Raw genomic sequence first — 15,588 nt, 5'->3', positions numbered from 1 at the left:
CCATGGCGCAGCCAACCCATACCCGGATTCGCATGTTCAACACCAAGGACACCTACCCCAACCAGACCCTGGACAATGACCTTTGCCAGGCCGTGCGAGCCGGGAATACCGTATATGTGCGTGGCCAGGTAGGGACTGACTTCGAGGGCAACCTCGTCGGTTTGGGCGACCCCCGCGCCCAGGCTGAACAAGCCATGCGCAATGTCAAGCAGCTGCTGGAGGAAGCGGGCAGCGACCTGAGCCACATCGTGAAGACCACGACCTACCTGATTGACCCACGCTACCGTGAACCGGTGTACCAGGAAGTGGGCAAATGGCTGAAAGGAGTCTTTCCCATTTCCACCGGCCTGGTGGTCTCGGCACTGGGCCAGCCCCAGTGGCTGATGGAAATCGACGTGATCGCGGTGATCCCGCAACAGATGGAGGCCAGATGACCTTTTCCATAGTCGCGCGCTGCGCTGAAACCGGCCAGCTGGGCGTTGCCATCAGCTCTTCGAGCATCGCCGTGGGCGCGCGCTGCCCTTGGCTGCGTCCGGGGGTAGGTGCGGTGGCCAGCCAGAACATCACGTTGCCGGCCCTGGGTCCTGAGGTGCTGGACCAGCTGCAGGCCGGCCTGGCGCCGACCGAAGCGGTTGATGCGGCACTCAACCGCAACGGCTACAGCCAGTACCGCCAGCTCACCGCCATCGACCATCTGGGGCGCACCGCGCACTTCAGTGGCGGACAAACCCTGGGTACCCATCATGCCGTGGCCGGGGAGCAGTGCGTAGCCGCTGGCAACATGTTGGCCAATGCCACAGTGATCGTGGCCATGGCCCAGGCGTTCGAGCAGGCCGAAGGGCAATTGGCCGACCGACTGCTGGCTGCCCTTGAAGCAGGCCAGGCCGCGGGGGGCGAAGCCGGTCCCGTCCATTCGGCCGCGCTGCTAGTGGTCGGCGAGCTGACCTGGCCCATCGTGAACCTTCGGGTCGATTGGGCCGACCAGCAGCCTATCGCCGAATTGGCCCGGCTGTGGGCGGCATATCGTCCGCAATTGCAGGACTATATCGACCGTGCCCTCGACCCCTCCGGGGCGCCAGGCTATGGCGTACCCGGAGACGATAGATGATCGCGATGCCCTTTGACAGCCGGGGCCTGCTCGAGCGATTGGTGGCCTTCGACACAACCAGCCGAGCGTCCAACCTGGCGCTGATCGATTTCATCGAGCAGTACCTGGCAGGTTTCGGGGTAACGGTACAGCGGGTATACAACGCCCAGCGCAGCAAGGCCAACCTGTTCGCTACCTTCGGCCCCGGCGATCGCCCTGGCATCGTGCTTTCCGGCCATACCGACGTAGTACCGGTGGACGGTCAGGCCTGGACGCTACCACCCTTCGAGCTCACCGAGCGCGACGGCCGCCTCTACGGACGCGGCACCGCCGACATGAAAGGCTACATCGCGTGCGTCCTGGCGTTGGTACCGAAGCTGGTCGGCGCATCCTTGCGGCTGCCTGTGCATGTCGCCTTATCGTATGACGAAGAGGTAGGCTGCCTTGGCGTACGCGACCTGCTCACCGCCTTGGCCAGCCGACCGGTGAAGCCCATGCTGTGCATCATCGGTGAGCCGACTGGGCTCACACCCGTACTGGGCCACAAGGGCAAGCTGGCCATGCGTTGCGAGGTTCGTGGCCATGCCTGCCATTCGGCCTATGCGCCCCAAGGAGTGAACGCCATCGAGTATGCTGCGCGGTTGATCACAGAGCTTGGCCGCATCGGCGTGGAACTCCAGGCAAAGCGGGACCCGCGCTTCGATCCGCCGTATACCACGGTGCAGACCGGCGTGATCAGCGGCGGCCAGGCGCTGAACATCGTGCCTGAGGATTGCCGTTTCGACTTTGAGGTGCGCGCCCTCCCCGACCAGGACCCGACCCAGGTCAGCGACCGCCTGCAGGGCTATGCCCAGTCCGAGCTGCTGCCGCGCATGCGCCAGTCAAGCAGCCAAAGCGCCATTCGCTTCACCCCTTTGTCGGCCTACCCGGGCCTGGCCACCGATCCGCATAGCCAGGCAGCGACGCTGATCGCACGGTTCTGTGGGTCCGATACGTTCGCTACCGTCGCCTTCGGCACTGAAGGCGGGCTGTTCCATGCCGCGGGAATTCCCACGGTAGTGTGCGGGCCCGGCAGCATGGAGCAAGGCCACAAGCCCGACGAATACGTCAGCCAGGACCAGCTCGATGCCTGTGACCTAATGCTGGAACGGGTGCTGGCCTATGCCTGTGAAAGCGGGGCCTGAGCGCGACTTGACTCGTCTTTTTCGCCATGGGCGTTGTTCGGCGAAGTAGGCATTCCGCCGTTGGGGTCAGCGGCAGATGAGGAACGTCGCCTTTCAGATGCCCATGCTTGAAGGGCATCGATCGAGGGCTATGGTATCTGCACTGTCTCTTGCACATGGCCCCGCCCCACTGCCAGTTCCCTCTGACAATGGTCCACGAACAGCTGCGCCGGCTTGGTCAGCGGGCTACGACGCAGCCAGGCGGCGGACAGGCCGGAGCCGGTGACGGTTTCCGCCAAGGGCACGCACACTACCCGCTTGCCATCGTAGGCGAACTCCGAGAAAGGCTTGGTCACCAGGATAGAGAAACCGAACCCTTGGGCCACCATGCCTCTGACCATTTCGATGGAGGGTGAACTGAACAGAATGTGGGGCGTGAGCCCCTGCTCCTGGAAGATGCTGACGAAGTAGTGGCGACTGGGAAGTACGTCAAGGAGGATCATCGGCTCCAGCACAAGATCACTGAGCGATACCTTGGCCTGCTGGGCGAAGCGGTGCCCTTCCGGAAGCAGCGCATGGGGCTGCTGTGGTGGCATCAACGAAACGGTTTCGATGGTAGCGTCCAGCTCGTGCTCATAGAGAATGGCCAGGTCGATGCTGCCGGCGGTGAGGGCCTGCACAAGTTCCTGTTGCTCACCGTCCCGAATGCGAATTTCGACCCCCGGCCAACGATCACGGAAGCCGGCGATCAGCCTGGGCAGGTAAAGGGGCGCCACGGTTTCGAAGCAACCAATGTCGATCTGCCCTGCTACCAGATCGTTGTCGGCCAGCGCGTTCTGCTCGAATTCATGGGCGACTCGCAACAGCTCCAATGCCTTGCGATAGAAACGGGAGCCGCTTGGCGTCAGTGACATGCCCTGGGCATGGTGACGAATGAACAATTGCACACCGAAACTTTCTTCAAGTTGCTTGATGGCGGTAGAGACCGAAGGCTGCGCGATATAGAGCTTGCGCGAGGCTTCCGCCACACTGCCGCATTCTACGGTGGCGATAAAATACTTGAGCTGGCGAAGATTATAGGCCGCCATTTCAACTCCCAGACAGGCCAACGAAAACGTATAGCGATTCTAGGCGCGCCCGCGGCCGCGTTAAAGATTTAAATTGGCTTGCGCGCATCCAGGGTCTTTTATAGTGCAGGCGCCCCCGGAAAGTGCGTACTGAAGAGCATTTTTATTGTTCTTCAATATATTTTTAATATTTTATCCGGCTCCCCCGTTGCGCCAATATTCGCTGGCGATCCAATGACTCGAGAGGATAGTGAGCCTGATGAAGCACGCAGACTGGCAACGCCTGGCCAAGAACCAGGCCTTTATCGATACTGCCCTGATTGGCGGACGTGCTCGAACTGCTGCCGATGGCCAAACCTTCGATGTGATCGATCCCGCCACTGATCGCCTGCTGGCGCGCGTGGCCGCCTGCGGTACAGCCGAAGCAGACGAAGCTGTCAGGCTGGCGCGGCGTACCTTCGAACAAGGAACCTGGGCGAACAGGCCGCCTCGCGAGCGCAAAGCCGTACTTCTCCGTCTGGCGGACCTGCTGATGGCGCACCGCGAAGAACTGGCCCTGCTCGACGCCATGAGCATGGGCAAGCCGGTCATGGATGCCTACAACCTTGACGTGCCCGGCGCGGCCGGTGTCTTCGCCTGGTACGGCGAAGCCTTGGACAAGCTTTACGATCAGGTGGCGCCCACCGCCCGCACGGCCCTGGCCACTATTACCCGAGTACCACTGGGTGTGATCGCCGCAGTGGTGCCCTGGAACTTTCCGCTGGACATGGCCGCCTGGAAACTGGCTCCGGCCCTGGCCGCGGGCAACAGCGTAGTGCTCAAGCCGGCGGAGCAGTCGCCTTTCTCTGCCCTGCGCCTTGCCCAGCTTGTCCTGGAGGCCGGCTTGCCGGAAGGCGTTCTCAATGTACTGACCGGCTTGGGAGAGCAGGCCGGCCGTGCCCTGGGGATGCACCCGGACATAGACGCCCTGGCCTTCACCGGGTCCACCGCCGTGGGCAAGCTGTTCATGCAGTACGCGGCCCAGTCCAACCTGAAGCAGGTGTGGCTCGAATGCGGTGGCAAAAGCCCTAATCTGGTCTTCGCCGACTGCCAGGATCTGGACCACGCCGCTGAAAAAGCCGCCTTTGGCATCTTCTTCAACCAGGGCCAGGTATGCTCAGCCAATTCGCGTTTGCTGGTGCAACGCGAGATCCATGATGAGTTCGTCGCGCGCCTGGTCGACAAGACACGGCAGTGGCAGCCCGGCGACCCGCTTGACCCGGCCAGCCCGATGGGCGCGATCGTCAACGCCCGGCAGACCGAACGCATCCTCGGCTACATCGCCGGAGCCAAGGCCAGCTCGGCGCGGCTGGTCATCGGCGGGGAGCAGCTGACGATCAATGGCTCGAACAACTTCATCCAGCCCACCATCTTCACCGATGTCAGTCCGCGGCAGGCATTGGCCCAGGAGGAGGTGTTCGGCCCAGTGCTGGCAGTGACCGCCTTTGACCATGAGGACGAAGCTGTGGCCCTGGCCAATGACCATATCTACGGGTTGGCCGCCTCGGTGTGGAGTGACGACCTCAATCGCGCTCACCGCGTGGCTCGGCGCCTGAATGCCGGCACGGTGTCGGTGAACACCGTGGATGCCCTGGATGTGACCGTGCCCTTCGGCGGCGGCAGGCAGTCGGGCTTCGGCCGCGACCTGTCCCTGCATTCATTCGACAAATACACCCAGCTCAAGACCACCTGGTTCCAGTTCCGCCAAGGCTGACCCCGGGTTATCCCCTGGCCCTGCCGGCCATGAGCGGCCGGCACCGATCATCCAGCAGGAGCGCCGAATGGACACATTCGACTACATCATCGTGGGCGCGGGCTCGGCCGGCTGCGTGCTGGCCAACCGCCTGAGCGCTGACCCCGGCACCCGCGTATGCCTGATCGAAGCGGGCAGCCACGACAACAACCCGCGCATTCAGACGCCGGCCGGCACCATCACGCTCTACAAGAGCAAAACCTATAGCTGGAATTTCTTTTCCGCGCCCCAGAAAGGCCTGAACGGGCGGAGCCTGCACACGCCCCGGGGTAAGATGCTCGGCGGGTCCAGTTCCATGAACAGCATGATCTACATCCGCGGCCATGCCAGTGACTATGACCGCTGGGCCGCCGCAGGCTGTCCTGGCTGGGACTGGAACAGCGTACTGCCCTACTTCAAGCGCTCCGAGTGCAATCTGCTGGGGCAGAGCCCGGAGCATCATGGCACCCAGGGCGAGCTGTGCGTCGATGCCCCCAAAGACCCGAACCCGGTGTCCCGGCTGTTCGTGAAGGCAGCCGAACAAGTCGGTATCCGGCGCAATGACGACTTCAATGGGGCCACCCTCGAAGGGTGCGGCCTTTATCACCTCACGCAGAAGGACGGCAAGCGCCTGTCCAGCTTCCGGGCCTTCGTGCAGCCCATATTGTCTCGGCCGAACCTGACGGTGCTTACGGATTGCAGGGTGCTGTCGCTTGCGCTGGAGGGCCGGCGGGTCACGGGGGTGAACCTGTTATGCGACGGCCAGGCGCAAACCCTCGGCGTGGCGCGGGAGGTCATTCTCAGCGCGGGCGCCCTGGGCAGCCCCCACTTGCTGCTGGCCTCGGGCATTGGTCCTGAAGAAGAACTCAGGGCCGCGGGTGTGACGACGCGTCACCACCTGCCCGGCGTCGGCAAGAACCTCCAGGATCACCTGGACGGCCTGGTCACGGTTCGCTCCAGAAGCCCGCTGACCCTGGGTTTTTCCTTGGGCGCGCTACCGAGCATCCTCAGCGCGCCCTGGCGCTACCTGCGCTCGCGAAAGGGCTGGCTGACCACAAACTATGTGGAGGCCGGCGGCTTCGCCCGTACCCCGCTGGCCGAAGACATACCCGACATCCAGTTCCACTTCGTTCCCGGCTACCGCAGCCATCGTGGCCGACTGTTCGAATGGGGCCATGGTTACGCCGTGCACACCTGTGTATTAAGGCCCAAGAGCATTGGCGAGCTGCGCCTGCGGAACGACGGGGACCTGGCCATCGATTTCAACTTCCTGGCCCATCCTGAGGACGCCCAGGTGCTGGTGGAAGGTTTGAAACTGGCACGCAAGGTCTTGGCCGAGCCGCTGTTCGATGGCATCCGGGGCAAGGAAATGCTCCCCGGCGAGCGGGTTCGAACCGATCAGCAATTGCTCAGTTATATCCGGGAGCATGCCGCCACTGTGTTCCACCCGGTAGGCACGTGCAAGATGGGCCAGGACCCGCTGAGCGTGGTCGGCCCCGACTTGAAAGTCCATGGCCTTGAAGGCCTGCGCGTGGCGGACGCCTCCATCATGCCGTCCCTGGTCAGCGGCAATACCAACGCGCCCTGCATCATGATCGGCGAGAAGGCTGCGGCCATGATCCTGCAGGCCGGCTAGGCCCGCGCACAGCGAGGGTCCTGCCCGCTGCGCTGCAACCCTGCGGCCACCGTACCGTCTTCCAACTTGCGCCGGGCAAAATCGCGCACATAGGCCGCCGCCGCGTCCCGCCCCTTCGGCACGGCCATGGCCTGACGGATACTGGTGAAACTGTCCTGCAGCACCCGCAGGCCGGACTGGGCAGCGGCGACCTCGGCCAGAGGCTGGCGGACGCCGGCGGCGGCATCCAGGGCTCGCTCCAGGAAAAGGTCCACGGCAGCTGCGGAGGTATCGGCGCGCTCCAGCCCCGCCTGCTGCAAGCTGCGGCTGAGGAACAGGTCGTAGGCGGCCCCTTCCCCCACGGCGATACGTACCCCCGGCTGATCCAGATCAGCGACGCGCTGGAAGGGCGCCTCCTGCCGCACCAGGTAGGTACCCTCGATGACCACGTAAGGTTCGCTGAAGCTGATCTGGGCCTCGCGCACCGGCTCAATGGCCAGAAACGCCAGGTTCCACGTTCGCTGCTCCAGGGCCGCGAACACTTTGCCGGCGGCATCGAAGGTAACCAGGTTCAAGCTCACATCCAGTTCCCCGGCCAGGGCAGTGGCCAGGTCCACGGAAACACCGGCTGGCCGGCCATCCGGGCCACGCTGGGCCAGCACAGGATTGCCGTAGTTGATGGCCGCGGTCAGCACGCCAGCTGGGGCCAACTGGTCCAATACAGTGGTAGAACGGTCGAGCATGAGAATCTCCAGGGTTGATCGAGGCGCTGTGCAGCAGCCTGCTGGCGTTTGGATGACATTCAGCGCTCATGTCCAAATGCCCATTCTTGTCATAGCTGACTTACCTGGAAAACACCATGCACACCGGGCTGCCCACGGCCTGCCGGAAGCCGGTGGCGCTCAGTGCTCCGGTATCGGGGTTTACCGCAAAGGCCACCAGGGTGTCGCTGTCCTCGTTGAGGGCGAAGAGGAAGCGGCCGTTAGGGGTCAGGGTGAAAAAACGCGGTGTCCTGCCACCGCTGGACATGAACTGGCATGGGCTCAGACGTCCGCTGGCCGGGGCGATGGCAAAGACCGCCAGGCTATCGTCGCCCCGGTTGGAGGCATACAGAAAGCGACCGCAGGGAGAGACTTCAACTTCGGCGGCGCGGCTGTTACCCGTGTAGGTATCAGGTAACGACGGCAGCACCTGCAGTGGCTCAAGCGAGCCATTGCGCGGATCGAAGCGATAAGCGGTGAGGGTCGAGTCGAGCTCGTTGATCGCATAGGCAAACCCGACCTCGGGGTGCATTGCGATATGCCGAGGCCCGGCGCCTTCCCGGCTGAGGGTGAAGGGCACCTCGGCTGGGGACAACCGGCCGCCGTCGAAGCGGAAGCTGAAAATGCGGTCAAGGCCCTTGTCCGGCACCAGGACGAAGCGGCCCGATGGGTCGAACGGGTTGAAATGAGGCTTGGCGAACCGCTGCTCCACCCGGTGCGGCCCGACAGGGCCTTCCAGGGCTACCAGCTGGACCAGCTCACCCAGGCGACCGTCCTCGGCCAGCGCCAGCACTGCGAGGGTACCGCTGATGTGGTTGGAGACCAGCAGATAGCGCTCGCTGGGGTCCAGTGCCAGATGCACAGGGTTCTTACCGTGGCAGCTCTGCCGGTTGAGCAGGCTGAGGCGGCCGCTGCCAGGCGCCACCGTGAAGGCACTGACCTCGCTCTGGTCACCGTGCACCGTGTACAGCCGCGTACCGGCACGGTTGAGAGCCAGAAACGAGGGATTCACCAGACCGTCGACCAGCTGGATCAGGTCCAGTGTGCCCTGCTCCTGATCCACGTGAAAAACGGTGATGCCGTCGCCACGGGCGTTGCGTTCGCGGGTGGTGCGTGAACCGACATAGGCGTACATGGAAAACTCTCGTGAGGGAATGGAGGAAGCCTGTAGTGCCGGCCGCTCACGCAGTAAGCGCTACCACCTTGCGCACCACATAGGGCAGTACGCCCCCGTGGCGCAGGTAATGAAGTTCCTGCTGCGAGTCGATAGGCAGCTGCAGCGCATGTTCACTGTATCGCCCAGCGTGCCGGCGCACTCTCAGCCCTACCTGGTTCAGACCTACAGTGAGCTCGTCCAGTCCGATGAAGTCCAGCTGCTCCTGCCCGGTGAGCTGGAGGTCCTCGGCGCTGGCACCCGCCGGAAACAGCAAAGGGAACACCCCCATGCCGATCAGGTTGCTACGATGGATGCGCTCGATGCTCCGGGCCACAACAGCCTTGACGCCAAGCAGCGCCTGGGCCTTGGCCGCCCAATCCCGGCTGGAGCCGGCACCGTAGTTGATCCCGGCGAACACCACCATGGGCGTGCCCGCCTGGGCATGGCTTCGCGCGGCCTCGAACAATGGCAGGCACTGGCTGTGATCGGCATTCCAGGCCCAGGCGCCCTGGCCCGGCTGGGCATCGCCCAACAGCAGGTTCTTCACCGAGCGGTTGGTGAACGCGCCACGCAGCATCACCTCATGGTTGCTGCGCCGAGTCGAGTACTGGTTCAGGTCTCGCGGATCTTCGCCCCGTTCCAGCAGCCACTGGCCGGCCAGGCTTTCGGCAGGAATGGCGCCAGCGGGCGAAATATGGTCAGTGGTCACATTGTCGCCCAGGAGCAGCAGCGGTCGAGCTCCCGAAATGGCCAGGGTGGAGGGCGCCGCCGGTGGTACCTTGACCAGATATTGCGGTCGCCGCAGGTAGGTGGATGCCGGGCTCCAGGGGAAGCGCACGCTGCCTTCGGCCGAAAGCGCCTGCCAATGATGGGTTCCGTCCCAAAGCGTGGCCAGCCGCTCCCGGAAGAACCCTGGCCGCACTACCCTGGCCAGCTCGCCTGCCACCTCGGTGTCGTCCGGCATCAGGTCGGCCAGGTACACGGCGTTGCCTTGAGGATCCTTGCCCAGTGGCTCGGTGGTCAGGTCCAGATCGATACGCCCTGCGATGGCATAGGCTACGCACAGGGCTGGGGAGGCCAGGTAGCCGGCCGGCACCTTGGGGTTGACCCGCCCTTCGAAATTGCGATTGCCTGAGAGTACTACCACGCCCTTTAGGCCCTGGTCGGCGAAGGCTTCCACGCGCGGTTCCAGCTGCCCGGAGTTACCGATGCAGGTCATGCAGCCGAAACCCGCCAGATCGAACCCTAGCGCAGCAAAATCCTCCAACAGGCCAGCGGCGCCCAGGTAATCGGCAACCACTTGCGAACCGGGCGAAAGGGAGGTCTTCACCCAGGGCTTGCGGGTCAGTCCCAGGCGACGAGCCCTGCGGGCCAGCAAGCCGGCCTGGATCATCTGCGCCGGGTTGGCCGTGTTGGTACAGCTGGTGATGGCGGAAATCACCACGGCGCCGTGAGTGATGGGCTCGGCGAAGGCCGGTTCGAAGAACTCACGGGGCGCAGGACCCGCGATCAACTGCCCACCGCCGAGCACGCCCTCCTTGAAGGAGGCCGCGGCGGCAGACAGGGGCTGCCGCTGGTGAGGCTGATGGGGCCCGGCCACGCTTGGCTCGATACTGGCCAGGTCCAGTTCGATCAATTCGTCGAAGCGTGGCTGCGGCAGGTCATCCCGACGCCACAGTGGCTGCGCACGCATATAGGCCTTGACCTTGTCGAGCAGCGCCTGGGGCCGCCCTGTCAACTCCAGGTAAGCCAGGGTTTCGTCATCGAAGGGAAAGAACACTACGGTGGCGCCATACTCCGGCGCCATGTTGGCCACGGTTCCGCGCGCGGCCCAGCTCAAGCCGGACAGGCCCGGCCCGGTGAATTCCACGAACTTCCCTACCATCGGGCGCTGCCTGAGCACCTGGGCCACGTGCAGTGACAGGTCGGTGGCGGTGACGCCGGGGCGTAGGGCGTTGGTCAGACGGATACCCACCACCTGGGGAAAACTGATCGGTACCGGCTCACCGACCATGGCTGCCTGCCCTTCCAGGCCGCCCACCCCCCAGCCCAGAACGCCGATGGCATTGATCATGGGCGTGTGGCTGTCGGTGGCTACCATGTCATCCGGATGCAGCAACGGCTCGCCTTCCGCCGTGCGCCCTTCCCATACCACCTGGGCCAGGGCTTCCATGTTCATCTGGTGGATGATCCCGGTGCCCGGAGGAATCACGCCGAAATTGGAAAGGCTCTTCTGCGCCCATTTGATGAAGCGATAGCGCTCGGCGTTGCGGCGGAAATCGATATCCAGGTTGCCCTCCACCGCGCCAGATTCAGCGTACCGCTCGACAATCACCGAGTGGTCGATGGTCAACACCGCCGGGATCATGGGGTTCATGGCCTGAGGGTCGCCGCCCAGCTCGGCGACCGCGTCACGCATTGCGGCGAAGTCGGCCAGGGCCGGCAGGCAGGTGGTGTCATGGAACATCAGGCGGTTAGGCAGGAAGGGCACCTCGCAGTCCTGCCCATGGCCTTCGGCCCGAGCCAGCACCGAGGGTAGCGCTTGTGGCGAACAGCGCGCCACGTTCTCGAGCAGGATGCGAATGGCATAGGGCAATGTCGAAAGTACCTCGGAGCGCACCAGCTTGTTCAGGTCGACATAGGCATAACGGTGACCGTCCACCTGCAAGTGGCTGATCAGGGAAGCAACAATCTGGGTCATCGGCGGGCTCGTCAGGGCTGGATGTCCGCTCGTTGGGCAAGCGGTCTTTTATGGCCGCATGGTAGAGCCAGGCTGTCTTCGTGAAAATTGATGGTTTGGCAAGCCAGCGTTCTCCAACGGAGAACGCTGATCAGGGCTCGGGCTGCAAGCTATCGATGAGCGTTTTCAGTGTTGGCGAGGCCGCGTCGTACTTACGGTATACCAGCAGCAAAGACCGATGCGCCCAGGGCTCCTGTAGCCCGAGGGTCTTCAGCTTATGGCTGCGCAGGTAGGGTGTGGCGATACTGCGCGGCATGACGGCCAGGCCCAGCCCCGCCGACACCATCCGGCACATGCAGTCGAAACTGCTGATACGCACCCGCAGGCGCAAGGGCTTATCCAGGCGCTGCGCTTCACTCGCCAGCAGGCGGTAGACCGAGCTGTCCTGATGAGCCCCTACCAGCTCATAGTCGAGGGTCTGGGCGAAGGTGACCTGACGACGCCCTTCCAAGGGATGGCCCGCCGGGATCAACACGATCAGCTCATCGCTGCGGTAAGGGGCGGTTTCCAGGCCCTGGGCTGGCGTCTGCTGCGCAATGATCCCCAGTTCGGCCCGCCCTTCGGCCACCGCCCGCACCACCGCACTGCCCACCTGTTCCTCGATATCGAACTTGATCTGGGGATACAGGCGGGCGAACCGGGCAATGTCATCGGGAAGGAATTGCGACAGTGCAGAGGTGATGGCGTGTATATGCACGTGGCCCTTGACGCCGGCAGCGTAATCCTCCAGTTCATTGGCCAGGACGTCGAGGGTTTGCCTCAGTTGACGAGCATAGAAAACCATGGACTGCCCCGCCGGAGTGAGCTCCACCCCACGGGCGTTGCGAACCAGCAAGGGCGCGCCGGCTTGCTGCTCAAGTTCGCTTACCCGCTTGCTCACGGCCGAGACCGCCAGGTGACGCAAGCGCGCGGCGCGGGTCAGGTTTCGCTCCTCGGCCACGGTCAGGAAAAGGTCAAGGCTGGTAAGGTCGTAGCGCAACGGTGACGTCCTTGTGGTCAGTAGAAGCAAGGCCGAGCAGTATACGCTTAGGCCAAGGCAGCGGCTGGACAGTGAGTGTCGCTCCGGCAGCGTTCGGCTGGAAGCCATGGGCCCCGGACCGAAAACCCGAGTACTCTGCGCCTCGATAGCGACGACCTTGCCCGCTGCCTACTACGGGCCTGCCCATGGCACGCCCCAAACGATCTGGTTTCAGACGCAGGAGGCCCTGTGAACTCTACCACGCCTCATTTCTGGCGAGACCCGCGCCTGCCGTTCATCGAGGCGCGTGCCATCGAGGATGGTCGCCAGTTGAGCTATGGCCGCCATGCCCACGCGGTGTTTTCCATCGGCGCGGTGACCGCTGGGCAGAGCTGGTACCTGCATGAGGATAAACGACTGCGTATCGCTCAGGGCACCGTGGTGCTGATGAACCCGGACGCGGTCCATGCCTGCAACCCGATCGAAGACCAGCCTTGGTCCTATGTAATGTTTTATGTGGATGCCGCCTGGTTCGGGGGGATACAGCAGGCCTGTGAAGGGCGAGGAAATAGCCGGTTCAGGCCCCTGGTTCCTGTGCTGAGCCACGAGGCTGGGCTGTTCCGGGGGCTGATTGCGCTTTATGCGGACCTGCTGGCGCCGGACCTGGACCTATTGGACAAGCACGAGGCCGCGCTGAAGTTCTTCATGCAAGTACACTACACCCTCGGCGGCGCGGCGCCACGGATGACCAAGGCTAGCCCCAGAGTAGAAAGGGCAGCGGCCTTTATAGATGCTCATTATCGAAGCAGCCTGACACTTGCCGACATCTGTCATGCGGCGAATCTCTCGGAGGGTTATCTGATTCGCGCCTTCGAACAGCGCTTCCACCTCACGCCACACGCCTACCTGGTCAACCGACGCATCCAGCACGCTCAGGCGCGGCTGCGGGAAGGCGCGGCCATCACCGATTGTGCGCAGGAAGCGGGCTTTGCCGACCAGGCGCACCTGCAGCGCGCCTTCAAACGGCACCTGGCGGTGACGCCAGGGCGGTATCGGGCGTAGCCAGCCATGCTTAACCATGCAGCAGTGACAACGCACAGCCCCCCAGCACTGCGGCCATGCAACGGTTGAACAGGCGCACCTGGCCGGGGTTGCGCAAGTGCGCGGTCAGGTAGGCGCCGGCATAGACCCAGCAGGCTACCGACAGGTAGCACACCAGGAAATAGATGGCCGCGAAGCTCCAGATCAACCACGCCTGGCCGTCGCCGACCAGGGCGCCCATGCCGGCGACGGCCGCCAGCCAGGCTTTGGGGTTGAGCCATTGGATGGCCGCGCCACGCCAGAAAGACGGGGACGGTGTAGCGGCTCCGGTGCCAAGCTGGCCATTGTCACTGGCCAGTTTCCAGGCCAGATAGAGCAGGAAGAGCACACCCGCCCAGCGCACCAGTTCGACCAGCAATGGCCACTGCGCCAGCAGTTCGCGCAAGCCGAAACCGGTGAACAGCAGTAGGCAAACGAACCCCAGGGTGGCACCCAGGACATGGCCCTGGCTACGGAGAAAACCGAAGCGGGCCCCGCTGGCCAGGGCGACGATGTTCACCGGCCCAGGTGTGATCGAAGCGGCCAAGGCAAAGGCCGCCATGGAAACCAACACATTCATCCCTGACACTCCCATTGAACGAAGAGGCCAGGCTAAGGCGGTGGCCAGCCGGGGTATTGAACGAAACACACCCATGCACGCCTTGGCACACCTCTGACGGTGGGGTTCTGTGAAGCAAGGGCGGTTGCTGCTAGGGTGGCCGACCACCAATCGAACGAGAGCCTCGATGCCCGACGGTTTCACCTCCCTACCCTCGCTCAACGCACTGCGCGTGTGCAGCGACAGAAGAGCGGCGTCATCATCAACATTTCCACCGCCTGGGCCTTCGAACCCAGCGAGTTGTTCCCCACGTCCGCGGTGTTCCGCAGTGGCCTGGCCGCCTTCGGCAAGCTCTTCGCCGACACTTATGCCAGGGACAACCTACGCATGAACAACGTACTGCCTGGGTGGATCGACAGCTTGCCGGCCACCGAAGAGCGCCGCCGGGCCGTACCCTTGCAGCGCTATGGCAAGGCTGAGGAAATCGCTGCGACCATCGCCTTCCTTGCCAGCGAGGGCGCGGGCTATATCACAGGGCAGAACCTGCGCGTCGACGGCGGCATCACCCGGGCAGTCTGACTCAACGCCAGTGAATCAAGGGCTGGCCCGCCACTGGGGAGCGGAAGCAAGGAATCCGGGTGCCCATCAGGCTTCCCAGGTAAACCGTGCGCAGGTCCGGGCCGCCGAAGGTGATACTGGCCATCCAGGGCGCCAGGCTGCCCCGGGCCGCCTGCATCACCTCGGGCGTCAGCGTCCTGGCTCGGTAGTGCGCGTTGAGCGTCGCGGTCGCCTGGGGGTCGCCGTCGTCTAGCAAGGTGAGCAGATCACCGTCCGGCGTGAGGGCGATGAGCAGGTCGCTCATGATCAAGGTTACCCAAAGGTTGCCGAAGCTGTCGAAAGCGAAGCCATCGGGGAAACCAGGCAGTTCACGGGGCCCGAAGATCTCCCGCTCGCCCAGGCTGCCGTCCGGTCGCAGCCGCAGCCGGGAGATACGCCGAGCGTTGCTTTCCACCACATACAACCACTGCTCCTTGTCATCGAAACGGATCTCATTGGTGCCGGCGAAACCTTCAGCCGCAACCCGTACGCCCTGCTCGTCCATCACCGCGATATAGCCATCCTGCACACCCGAGTTTATGGAATCGGTCCAGGGCTGCTGGGTAGTGGTGACGGTGAACCAGAGCCGGCCGTGACGATCGAGCAATGGGAAATTGGTCTTGCCCAGGGGCTTGCCGTCCAGCTGGTCACAGAGCACTTGCAGGTTCCCTTGGCGATCCAGCTGTTCGACCCGGTCCAGCCCCCAGTTGCAGATGATGAAATCACCCGCTTCGGTAAGGGCCAGCCCATTGGGCAAGGAAGCCCCCGCGGACTGCACATAGCGCTGGTTGAAGTCGGCTGCCCCCTGGGTGGCGTTCAGTGGGGCCAGCAAGCGCTGCTGACCGTTGGGAGAAATCTCCATGACCCCGCCACGCGCGTCGGCGGTGAACAAACTGCCGTCCGGCTGGGCAATGATGCACTCAGGGCGCTCCAGGTCGTGGCCAACGAAGTTGATACGCTGGCGGTCCACCTGCCAGCCGTTGAGAGGGTTGGAATTCATGAGCACGCTACCGATGCCTTGGGTGTGCGCACTC

14 protein-coding genes are annotated in these 15,588 nt (G+C 63.8%); 7 read left to right on the top strand and 7 right to left on the bottom strand.

All coding sequences use genetic code 11. The features are described from left to right. The first annotated feature begins 2 nt into the window (after positions 1-2). From BN1188_RS17285 to argE, 3 genes are read left to right on the top strand one after another with little or no spacing between them, the layout of a single operon-like run. Positions 3-434: a RidA family protein gene (locus BN1188_RS17285; protein WP_040262632.1), complete on the top strand. Its 432-nt coding sequence runs from the start codon at positions 3-5 to the stop codon at positions 432-434. Beyond that, complete coding sequence (locus BN1188_RS17280) at positions 431-1,108, top strand: DUF1028 domain-containing protein (RefSeq protein WP_040262630.1); 678 nt, start codon at positions 431-433, stop codon at positions 1,106-1,108. Before BN1188_RS17285 ends, BN1188_RS17280 begins: the two co-directional genes overlap by 4 nt. Then, positions 1,105-2,271 (top strand): acetylornithine deacetylase, encoded by a 1,167-nt coding sequence (gene argE / locus BN1188_RS17275; protein WP_232430938.1) that lies wholly within the window; start codon positions 1,105-1,107, stop codon positions 2,269-2,271. The genes BN1188_RS17280 and argE overlap by 4 nt, the downstream gene beginning before the upstream one ends. 128 nt (positions 2,272-2,399) lie before the next feature. On the opposite strand, the gene BN1188_RS17270 is transcribed toward argE, so the two are convergent. Continuing rightward, positions 2,400-3,338, bottom strand: a complete 939-nt coding sequence (locus BN1188_RS17270) for a LysR substrate-binding domain-containing protein (protein ID WP_040262628.1) — start codon at positions 3,336-3,338, stop codon at positions 2,400-2,402. Between the two features lie 238 nt (positions 3,339-3,576). Between BN1188_RS17270 and BN1188_RS17265 the strand changes: the two genes are divergently transcribed. Beyond that, the gene (locus BN1188_RS17265) at positions 3,577-5,070 is read left to right on the top strand and encodes an aldehyde dehydrogenase (RefSeq protein WP_040262626.1); all 1,494 of its coding nucleotides are present in this window, start codon (positions 3,577-3,579) and stop codon (positions 5,068-5,070) included. Positions 5,071-5,137: 67 nt separating this feature from the next. Then, positions 5,138-6,724: a GMC family oxidoreductase gene (locus BN1188_RS17260; RefSeq protein ID WP_040262624.1), complete on the top strand. Its 1,587-nt coding sequence runs from the start codon at positions 5,138-5,140 to the stop codon at positions 6,722-6,724. Here BN1188_RS17260 and BN1188_RS17255 read toward each other — a convergent pair. From BN1188_RS17255 to BN1188_RS17240, 4 genes are all read right to left on the bottom strand, one after another. Next, on the bottom strand, positions 6,721-7,446 hold the full coding sequence (locus BN1188_RS17255) for a transporter substrate-binding domain-containing protein (RefSeq protein WP_040262622.1): 726 nt from the start codon (positions 7,444-7,446) through the stop codon (positions 6,721-6,723). The two genes, BN1188_RS17260 and BN1188_RS17255, sit on opposite strands and share 4 nt — an antisense overlap. Before the next feature lie 100 nt (positions 7,447-7,546). Further along, positions 7,547-8,599 carry a lactonase family protein gene (locus tag BN1188_RS17250; RefSeq protein WP_040262620.1) on the bottom strand — a complete coding sequence of 351 codons (1,053 nt, stop codon included), beginning with the start codon at positions 8,597-8,599 and terminating at the stop codon, positions 7,547-7,549. A 46-nt stretch (positions 8,600-8,645) separates the two neighbouring features. Continuing rightward, complete coding sequence (gene acnA / locus BN1188_RS17245) at positions 8,646-11,321, bottom strand: aconitate hydratase AcnA (protein WP_040262618.1); 2,676 nt, start codon at positions 11,319-11,321, stop codon at positions 8,646-8,648. 130 nt (positions 11,322-11,451) lie between these two features. Further along, positions 11,452-12,339 carry a LysR substrate-binding domain-containing protein gene (locus tag BN1188_RS17240; RefSeq protein WP_040262616.1) on the bottom strand — a complete coding sequence of 296 codons (888 nt, stop codon included), beginning with the start codon at positions 12,337-12,339 and terminating at the stop codon, positions 11,452-11,454. A 228-nt stretch (positions 12,340-12,567) separates the two neighbouring features. Here BN1188_RS17240 and BN1188_RS17235 point away from each other — a divergent pair, with 228 nt between their 5' ends. After that, positions 12,568-13,380 (top strand): AraC family transcriptional regulator, encoded by an 813-nt coding sequence (locus tag BN1188_RS17235; protein ID WP_232430937.1) that lies wholly within the window; start codon positions 12,568-12,570, stop codon positions 13,378-13,380. Between the two features lie 10 nt (positions 13,381-13,390). On the opposite strand, the gene BN1188_RS17230 is transcribed toward BN1188_RS17235, so the two are convergent. Further along, positions 13,391-13,978, bottom strand: a complete 588-nt coding sequence (locus tag BN1188_RS17230; RefSeq protein WP_040262614.1) for a LysE family translocator — start codon at positions 13,976-13,978, stop codon at positions 13,391-13,393. Positions 13,979-14,077: 99 nt separating this feature from the next. On the opposite strand from BN1188_RS17230, the gene BN1188_RS17225 reads away from it, so the two are divergent. Further along, positions 14,078-14,536, top strand: a complete 459-nt coding sequence (locus BN1188_RS17225; protein WP_325062747.1) for an SDR family oxidoreductase — start codon at positions 14,078-14,080, stop codon at positions 14,534-14,536. A gap of 1 nt (position 14,537) precedes the next feature. Here the strand turns inward: BN1188_RS17225 and BN1188_RS17220 are convergent, their stop codons facing one another. Continuing rightward, positions 14,538-15,554 (bottom strand): SMP-30/gluconolactonase/LRE family protein, encoded by a 1,017-nt coding sequence (locus BN1188_RS17220; protein ID WP_040262609.1) that lies wholly within the window; start codon positions 15,552-15,554, stop codon positions 14,538-14,540. Between the last annotated feature and the right edge of the window lie 34 nt (positions 15,555-15,588).

It is taken from the genome of Pseudomonas massiliensis, assembly GCF_000826105.1.
Lineage (GTDB): Bacteria > Pseudomonadota > Gammaproteobacteria > Pseudomonadales > Pseudomonadaceae > Aquipseudomonas > Aquipseudomonas massiliensis.
Note: the sequence above shows the minus strand (reverse complement) of the source record. Positions and strands in the feature narration are given on the sequence as shown.